Source organism: Weissella kandleri (assembly GCF_045504165.1).
Taxonomy (GTDB): domain Bacteria; phylum Bacillota; class Bacilli; order Lactobacillales; family Lactobacillaceae; genus Weissella; species Weissella kandleri_A.
In genome coordinates, this window is sequence record NZ_JBJJNY010000011.1 from 35,918 (window position 1) to 45,140 (window position 9,223).

10 protein-coding genes are annotated in these 9,223 nt (G+C 37.9%); all 10 read right to left on the minus strand.

What is annotated here, in order from left to right; translation table 11 throughout:
• Nucleotides 1-8 precede the first annotated feature (8 nt).
• Nucleotides 9-602: a glutathione S-transferase family protein gene (locus ACJQWY_RS05830; protein ID WP_407076795.1), complete on the minus strand. Its 594-nt coding sequence runs from the start codon at nucleotides 600-602 to the stop codon at nucleotides 9-11.
• A gap of 38 nt (nucleotides 603-640) precedes the next feature.
• Nucleotides 641-1,222 carry a hypothetical protein gene (locus tag ACJQWY_RS05835; protein ID WP_407076796.1) on the minus strand — a complete coding sequence of 194 codons (582 nt, stop codon included), beginning with the start codon at nucleotides 1,220-1,222 and terminating at the stop codon, nucleotides 641-643.
• Nucleotides 1,223-1,226: 4 nt separating this feature from the next.
• Nucleotides 1,227-1,547 (minus strand): hypothetical protein, encoded by a 321-nt coding sequence (locus ACJQWY_RS05840; protein ID WP_407076797.1) that lies wholly within the window; start codon nucleotides 1,545-1,547, stop codon nucleotides 1,227-1,229.
• 24 nt (nucleotides 1,548-1,571) lie between these two features.
• On the minus strand, nucleotides 1,572-3,608 hold the full coding sequence (locus ACJQWY_RS05845; protein ID WP_407076798.1) for a pectate lyase-like adhesive domain-containing protein: 2,037 nt from the start codon (nucleotides 3,606-3,608) through the stop codon (nucleotides 1,572-1,574).
• A gap of 215 nt (nucleotides 3,609-3,823) precedes the next feature.
• Nucleotides 3,824-4,567 carry an EAL domain-containing protein gene (locus tag ACJQWY_RS05850; protein ID WP_407076799.1) on the minus strand — a complete coding sequence of 248 codons (744 nt, stop codon included), beginning with the start codon at nucleotides 4,565-4,567 and terminating at the stop codon, nucleotides 3,824-3,826.
• Between the two features lie 66 nt (nucleotides 4,568-4,633).
• Nucleotides 4,634-5,824, minus strand: coding sequence for a GGDEF domain-containing protein (locus ACJQWY_RS05855; RefSeq protein ID WP_407076800.1), 1,191 nt, complete (start codon nucleotides 5,822-5,824; stop codon nucleotides 4,634-4,636).
• Between the two features lie 35 nt (nucleotides 5,825-5,859).
• Complete coding sequence (locus tag ACJQWY_RS05860; protein ID WP_407076801.1) at nucleotides 5,860-6,588, minus strand: EAL domain-containing protein; 729 nt, start codon at nucleotides 6,586-6,588, stop codon at nucleotides 5,860-5,862.
• 103 nt (nucleotides 6,589-6,691) lie between these two features.
• Nucleotides 6,692-7,870, minus strand: coding sequence for a thiolase family protein (locus ACJQWY_RS05865; RefSeq protein ID WP_407076802.1), 1,179 nt, complete (start codon nucleotides 7,868-7,870; stop codon nucleotides 6,692-6,694).
• A 258-nt stretch (nucleotides 7,871-8,128) separates the two neighbouring features.
• Nucleotides 8,129-8,572, minus strand: coding sequence for a hypothetical protein (locus ACJQWY_RS05870; RefSeq protein ID WP_407076803.1), 444 nt, complete (start codon nucleotides 8,570-8,572; stop codon nucleotides 8,129-8,131).
• Between the two features lie 268 nt (nucleotides 8,573-8,840).
• Nucleotides 8,841-8,987, minus strand: a complete 147-nt coding sequence (locus tag ACJQWY_RS05875) for a nucleoside hydrolase (protein WP_407076804.1) — start codon at nucleotides 8,985-8,987, stop codon at nucleotides 8,841-8,843.
• Nucleotides 8,988-9,223: the final 236 nt, after the last annotated feature.

The window sequence follows — 9,223 nt, forward strand, 5'->3', positions numbered from 1 at the left end:
TACTTATCCTATTCTACATCCGCCACCGCATAAAGTTGATACTTAATTGCTCCGGTTAGCTTGTCACCAGCTTTTAACTGCATTTGTGGGTCTTTAAAGTTAATTTTAACCCCTGTTACCGGCGTCGTCAGTAAACCTGTGTTATTAGCAACTGTTTTGTCGGCACTTTTGGCTACAACTGTATCAGTTCCCGTTGCTAAAGCAATGTCATTAATGCTAAATTGATCAACATTAAAGTAATCGCCACCTCGCACTAATTGATCATTTAACACGCTTGCCTTAACGGACCATTGGCGTGCGCTACGGTCATTGAAAACTTGGATATTATCATTCATCGTAGCATTCAACTTGTATCCATTTCGGGCCAATGTCGAACTAAAATCATATGCGCCAGGTACGTGTTCTAACGTCAAATGGGCTTGCGTGGGGTCGCTTGGATCTAATGGATCTGGATCGCCGAGGTCATCTATAATTTGCACCGTGGTGGGCGTTTGCTTAGTCCCGTTAACAACTAATTGGTCGGCTGCTAAGATGGGAGTCGCCCCCGTGGCAAATAAAATCAAGCTGGCAAAAGTGGTTCCTAATATTTTTGTCATTTTCATAGTATTTTCCTCCATTTTAATGGGTCCTTGTCCATTCGCTATGGCACGTTCGGACTGCTTATTAAACTAACTGTTTGCGTGGCAGTATAATCACCCGCTTGAACTGCTGCGGGAAGGCTCATTTGAATTTGACGCGCTGGGATATTATATTCATATTCTCCCGTTGATAAATTGGTTAATTGCAGCATAGACACTTCATTTTGCAATGTTCCGGTCATCATGAACGCTTGCGTGTCTCCTATGTCACCTGACAAAGCCTTAAATTGACCTGCATCAATTTGATACTTTGGTTGAATGGTTTTACCATTTGTTTGGTTTTTAAATGCCGATAATTTAAATTGAAGTTGCCATCGCTGTTGCTTAAATGCCGTATTCACCTTGAGGCGAACCCGTAATGGGCGTTTAGCTTGAAAATGTTGTGGATTTTGACTATATTGCGTCGAAAAATCGGGAGTTCTAATATCTTCCAAAAGAATAGGCGTAGGAGTAATCTGAATTTGAATCGGTGTACTAACAACTTGAGCTTTAACAGATTGTAAAAAACAACCCAAAAATACAACTAAACATCCGATGATTAAACTATACAATAAATATGCCGGTGAGCGTGTTCGAAGGTCCATAATCCTACTCCTTTCGTGTTGATAAAAATTGAATCTGTCGAGCTAGCCAAAATAGCCAAAGCATCAATAAAAATCCAAAACCTAGCATAAAATATAAACGATCTACTCCGGTCGTTGGTAACTGCAAGCCATTGTCAAGAAAGCTTTGTTCAAAAAATGCGGTTTTCGGTGATTCTGTTGGTTCGACCCTTAACCGAACAATTGCTTGCTTTTGTTGTACTTCACTAGCACTAATCAAAGCGTTCCGCCATCCATTAAAGTTCATTCCTAAAAGACTGATACCCACTAACGTAAATTTCTTTTTTAAGTTTAACAGTAATCCCATATTCCCTCCTTTTTGAACGCTTACTTATGGTACATCTGAGTCCACGGTGTTTACAGTCCAAACTACAGTCTGCTGATTTTGATATTGACCGATGGGAATATACGGTTCAGTCTCCAGTACAACTCCCGTTTCGGCATCCCATGTCTGCTGAAAATCCATCTGCACTTGGGCTGGGTTTTGCTGTTGCCAAATAACTTGGCCATCTAAATCTAACAACGGATCAGTTTTATTTTGCCGCCACTTTAAATGAAACGGCGCTTTTAAATCTCCAATAACATGTGCTTGTAGCGTCCATTGACGAGGCGTTGGCCGACTATCTATTACCCGAAACGGCGCAATATTCGCAGCATCACGGCTTAAAATTTGAGTCTTAGCTTTTGGCGTGCGTTGTGACCATTGAAAACTTTCAGGAACATCGATTAATTTTAAACTACCGGTCACATTTACTTGCAACTGAAGATCAGTTGAACCTGCATCACTTAATGAACCATCCGTATTTTCTCGCACAACGTGAATCTGATAAATTTGAGCTCCATAGTCGACTCCTCGCTTTGGTAACTGTATGGTCTGCTCTTTCCATGTGGCTGAACCATCGCCCGTATTAACCTTACTCGTTTTAACGATTTGCTTATTTGCATCTAAAAGTTGAAAATTCAATTGCTCATTGGGATCATTATCTTGCCAATAAAAGGTAAGTTCTTGACCATCCGTTTGTTGTAAATCATACATATCAATATCAAAGTTTTTCGTGGTTTGGACAGAATCACTGCTCCAACTCAACTGCGTGGGCTGATTTTTTTCGCCGACTAATTTTATCTCTTTAGCGGTTTTTAACGCATTTTTTTGGTCAGTGCTAAAGTCTGTTCCATTACGTGAAAAACCACTTGTATTTAATATCCAGCTATCGTTCGTATTTTGTTTCGTTAATGCTGGCTTAGTTTGATTGATATATACGCCATAGCCGTCTAATGGCGGTACAAAATCCGTAAAATCAATTCCTCCAACTAAACCAATCGGTCCAGTACTAGATACACCTTGCCCCGACCATGTCACATCTTGAACATTATCTAACTTGATGTTCCCGCTTGAACCGCCAAAAAAGTTATTACCTTGTTTCGTGTTAAACAAGCTACTTGATCCAGCACCTAAGTTAACTTGTATGTTACTAAATTTATTTTCATTTTTGGTTTGTAGACTAATGTTTGCATTTTGTCCAACCTGAATCTGTGGTTTTAAATTATCTTGGTAAATTAAGCGGCCCAGGGTTCCAGCCGCTAACGAATCTGTTTGCTTAATATTTAGCTGTGCGCCGGACCCAAGATTGAATATTGGAGTGCTTTCTGAGGAATACAAAAAGTCATGTCTCGTTGTAATATTTACTTTTGCATTAGTTTCAACATTAAAACTTAATGCTGTATTTGTAGCCCAAATAAATCCTAAATTAGTGTTATTTTGATCCACAATAGTAGTTTGACTGTTCGCTTTAAAAGTGAATTTATGCGCTTCCGCAAATTCTTGTGAGTTTAATCCCCCCATCATTTGAAAATTATTCGTTCCGCTAAAGATAATCTGATTCTCAGCAGCTGGTAGATAAAAAGGCTGAGCACCTAAATCCGAATAATAGCCAACATTTTCCACTTGTAAGGTCAGACCTCTTTTTCCATTTTGCGGAGCAATACCATAATAATTATTGGCATTATTTAAAATATTTAACCCTAGATTACTTTCTCGGCCAAAATTAATATTTTTATAATGAATTTCAATATCATTTGCGTTAAAATAAACCCCTTGTGTTTGCAAAGTTCCATTAAATAAAACCGTATGTCCCATACCATTAATCACCACTGAATGATTCACCGGAAAACCCTCAACCCCGTAATTCAGGTCATTTTTTAATTGTATTTCAGTCACGTTCGGGTCAGCTAGAGCCGTTCGATATTCTGAATTCGAAGTTACTTCTTTCACATCCGCTGCCATTGAATCAAAACTAATTAATTGCACACCGATGAAGCAAAGTAAGATTAAAAAGCCGGTTTTTAAATGAAAATCTGTTACTTGCATCGCTTTGCTCCTTTCAGCCTATTGAAAACGTTTTCACTTTCTTTTTATTTATTTTAACTGATAATCATACTCAATAGCAATACTTTCTTTAATGTTTTCACTTGTAATTTTTATTCAATTCTCATTTTCTGCTTGTAAATGCTGATTTAAAGCTTTTTTGAAACGCAAAAAAGCATCAGCTATTCGCTGATGCTTTATTAATCTAATTCTACAAATTAACTTAATATCTTTTTACTTTCATCAATTACCAGAGGCATTGGTGCAATCTCATGTGGTTTTTCAAAATGGTAACCTTGTTGCAAACAAACTTGCTTTTGCAGCAAACAATCAACGATATCTTGATTTTCAACTCCTTCTACCACTAGGTCTAGATGTCGATTTTTGGTAATGCTAATCAATAATTCTAAATTTAATTTCAAAACGTCTTGATTGAGTAATTTCCGAACATGCAATAACGACCATTTAATCCGCTTAACATATTGGACAATCAATAACATATTCCCAAGTGAATTATTTCCTTGTCCAAAATCATCAAACGCGACCTGATAACCCATATCTTGCAATCGCGCGAAAGCCTCAACGTTCAAGCCGTTTGCATAAGGCTTTGAACGGTGCTGCGCTGGTAATTCCGTAATCTCAATCCATAGACGCGCATGGACGTTTGGTACAATTTGAGCTAGCATTTCTAGCATTTCAAAAGTCGCCTCATACTCTAACTCTTGTTGATCCAAATTAAATGAAAAAATATCATCTAAATTAGCTTTCAAAATTTGTGGCAACACTTGCAATACGATTTCCATATAATCTTTATGGTTTTTTTCATCACTAATCATCTTTAAATATTGCGTTTGTGGAAAGCCGGGTGCTTGATGGCTACGTAAAAGCAGTTCATATTCTGAACTTGAACCGTCTATCTCTAAGTTAACAATTTTTTGAGCTACAAAATAGAAATCGTTCATTATTACTGTAATCCTTCCCCATTCTTTTCTTTTTTCGTCATATTACACTAGATCAGCAATATATTATTAATTATACTTCCGCGTCCAGTTAGACGTTGTCAAAGCGTGTTTACCTTCATTTTTAGAAGTATACAAGTATGAATCAACCCGCCCATACAAATCCAGTGCTTTGGCATCTTCTAACTTTTGCTCTGAAACACCAGCGGAAACCGTCACATTTAATACTGTATTATCCTTGGCAATTGGTACTCGAACTTCTTCAATATGTTGCATGATAATCTCGGCTGCTTCAACCGCTTCCATTTCCGTTTTATTGCGAAAAATAATCCCAAACTCTTCCCCGCCTAACCGAAATAGTTGCCCGGATGAATTCGTTTCAATTAAAGTACTTTGAACTGAGGACGTCACTTGTTTTAATACTTCGTCTCCCACTAAATGTCCATACGTGTCGTTAACTTGCTTGAAGTTATCAATATCAAATAATAATAATGACCATGGAATTTGGTTATTACTAAAAGCATCAAAGACCTCGTTAAATACACTATCAAATGATTCACGATTATAAGCGTTCGTTAAAAAGTCACGCCCGATATTCTTTTGCAAAGTAATATAGTGTTTCCACATGCGGCGAACAAAAATATTTAAAATATGAATAACACCCATAAAAATAATAAATTTGGTAATAAGTGCTAGGTATTTAGCCACTGTGATATTTGGGTATAGCAATGAAAGCATCATCCACCAGGCATTAGCGTATAACAAAATCATTGCCAAGTATTTCCATGGGTGGTCAATAATGGAGTCAGCCCTTTTTTGAATATATGCTGAAATCAATATTACCGCAATCGCACCCAATACCGCTAAGGCAAAACGCCCCACACTCGGATGTTGCATATTAACAAAGTAGATTAACAAACCCACCGCGGTTAACCCCTCAAACACTAACTGTACACGATTTTTGAGGATGAACAAAAAATATAAAAAGATTATTAATTGTAAATTAGTTTCTGTAAGCGCCAATTGGTTATTATTCATCATAATTAAGTAAACTTGTAAGGTTAGGACCGCCATCAGGGGGACCGCTCCTAGTAACCAATTCATTGTATTCGAAGAAACGCGCATTCTTAATCGTTCTTGCATGAAAACAGACAATAACAAACTAATGGCTAAAATTCCTATCACTACAAAAAAACCTTCTAAACTACTCTGTTTGAAAACGTGTGTTAAAGCATCCCAATAATTATTTAAATATTGCATCAAAATGCTGTCTCCTCTTTTTCGCTTACTAATTTTTAGTCAGATAAATCCAACCGGTTAGTCACTAGCGCAATGGGTTCAACGCCAGCAGGTTTAGCAAATAAATATCCTTGTTGATTGTTAATATTATTATCAAATAACCATTCTGAAATTTCCTGATCTTCCACTCCTTCAATCACTAAATTCAACTGATATTGTTGAGCAATTAAGTTCAAAAATTGGATCAAGTACTCCACTTCTTCTTTAGTCACTTTATTAATCACATGAATATACGACCATTTCATCTGTTTCAAATATGGAACTACGAGTAAAAGGTTACCGATTGAATTATTTCCTTGCGTAACGTCATCCAAAGACATCTGATATCCTAAATTACTAATCTTTTCAAAGGCTTGAACATTAATCGCCGTGCCATACTGTGTTTTTTGATCAAATGGAGGCAATTCAGTAATTTCAATCATCAAACGTAAACGCAACTTTTCATCGATGGCCGCCAACATTTTGAACGTATTTTCATATTCAAGTTCTTGTTGATCTAAGTTTAGCGCAAATCGTTGCTTAGGATTAATTTTCAAAATTTGCTGAACTTCATCTTGCAAAAATTCTAAATATTCATCGTGCTTTTCTTCAGATTGGATGTATTCAGCGTATTTTTGAGCTGGGAAACCAGGGACACTATGGCTCCGGAGCAACAATTCATACTCCGTTTGATTTTCATCCATTAAATTAACAATTTTTTGACCCACAAAATATAAGTCATTCATTTTAAAAACCCCATTTATCTATTTTATATATATTTTTAATAACTAATTGCACAAGTATAACCTAAAATAAAAGGGTTGTAAATATAGTCACAACCATCTTAACTTACCTTGTAATTAGCACTGCGACACCCATTCCACCTCCGACGCACAATGATGCAATTCCACTTTTTTGATGCTGGCGTTGCATTTCATAAATCAAAGTAACTAAAATTCGACTTCCAGATGCACCCACTGGATGGCCTAATGCCAAAGCGCCTCCATTTCGGTTAACCCGACTAGGATCTACTTGCAATCGTTGCATACTTGCCAACGATTGTGCCGCAAAGGCTTCATTTAATTCAAACGTGTCAATTTGATCGATAGTTAAGTGTTGCTCATCTAATAACTTCTCCACGGCGTAATAGGTACCTAAGCCCATCAGTTCAGGAGCAAGGCCCACCAGACTGGCAGCTTGCCATTCCGCCAGCGGTGTTAGTTGTAATTCTTTTAATTTGGACTCACCCACTAAAATAACTGCAGCAGCTCCGTCGTTAATTCCGGAAGCATTACCAGCTGTCACCGTGCCATCTTTTTGATAAACGGGCTTTAGGGCAGCCAATTTAGCTAACGACGTATCGGCCCGAGGCGCTTGATCCGTTTGGACTTGCGTCACCTTGCCTTTAGCATCCATAACTTTTACCGGCGCGATTTCATCATCAAACCGCCCCGCTGCTTGAGCTGCAACTGCCTTTTGATGACTTTCTAAAGCATATTGATCCATCATAGCCCGTGAAATATGATCCGTTTTGGCCACATTCTCAGCCGTAATGCCCATATGAAAACCGCCGTTCGCATCTACCAAAGCATCGGACAAAAGCGTATCTTTTAATTGACCATCCCCCATGCGGTAACCGAACCGAGCTTGGTGTAGGACATACGGTGCTTGGGACATGCTTTCCATCCCCCCGGCAACCACTACCTGCGCCTGCCCACTTTGAATCAAGGAAGCAGCTAAATTAATACTCGACAAACCAGACCCACAGACATCATTAATAGTAATGGCCGGTACTGTTACTGGTAGCCCGGCTTGACGGGCCGCTTGGCGCGCCGGGTTTTGACCTTGCCCCGCTTGCAAAACATTGCCCATTAAGACCTGATCAATTTGATTCGCCTCTAGACGGCCTTGTTGTAAAACAGACTGAATCACCGTTGCGCCTAAATCAACTGAACGATTTTGCGCCAAAGTACCTCCAAATTTACCAATGGGTGTACGTTTAGCCGCCACAATAAATACTCTTTCCATGCTATTCCCCCATCACTCTCCGACTTGATTATCAATCCTTATCTTGTTCTATAGACTTTCACTTAAATAAAAACCATGCCTAATTAAATTACCTATCCAATTGAATAATCTACCCCATAAAGTTTAAACATACTTATCATTATACTATATGCTCTAGAATCTACTCAAATATCTCCGCTTGTAATGCGGTCGTTTTCAAAAATCTCATTAAAAAATGCATCCCCAGCTATCTGCAGGATGCATTACTTTATTTTAATTTTAAACATCTGATTCAACAACTGCCTGGCCTTGATACATCTGACCTTCCACGGCTACATCTATTTTTGTCAGCGATACCGGCGTAGAGACTTGTAGCAGCAATTGATGCGTTCCATTATGTGGAACTACCCCCACATAAGCAACATCATTGAGCATCATTTGCACTAAGTCACCTGCTTGAAAATCACCTTCCAATAGAATTGATTGCTTATGGTCCTGGTCATGATACAATCCAACCATTTGCACCGGCGTTACTCCATTTGCTTTGTTAGTTGCCAAGGACTTGGTAACTGCCATTGACTCAGCTTGGTTCGTTGTCGCATAAGCCGTTATTGGCTGAGTAACCGTAAAGTTAAAAGCCATTGCGGCCGTTGCTAACGAACTAGTCATGAATACTTTTGTTTGAAATTTCGGCTTTGGTTTCACTCGTTGTTGATTGGTCATAATCCAGGCTCCTCCTTTGGAATAAGCTTATTATGTCAATTCAACGATAAAACAAACTTAATAAACGCGTTTTTAACGTATTATATTGATAATCTGTCATTTCATTTGTTGATAATTGATGAATATCTAACTGAGACTGTATTAATTCATCTTGTTTTTTCTTTTCCAGGGCTTCTAAGGTCTTCGTTGGTTTAAGCTGTAGTTGAATTCCTTTATTCTGATTCGATAATTGATTAATTTTAAAATTAACAAATTCTGCGCATTACTTTCAATTCCACACTTTGTCTAAAGATTCATTTCCTCCAATAGTTGATACTCCCAAAAGTTTCAGTTTCTCTGGATGAGCTAATGCTGTCAAAATAGCTAATGCATCATCATGTCCTGAGTCACAATCAATCCAAATTTTTTTAACCATATCGATACCTCTCCTGATTCAATCTTTATTCAATCTTTCTATCTTGAATTAACACCCTCATTATAAAATATGGTGGAAAGATTTTAATACGCCAAATGTCCGAATAGTTGAATGCGCTTTCACGTTCGATTTGAGCGTATTCATACTTGTTGGACTTAAATTGTAACTTCGTCATATAAAAAACACCCATCCTTAGTGCGGTGTACCCAAAAAGTTAAAGTAATATATTTTAGCCG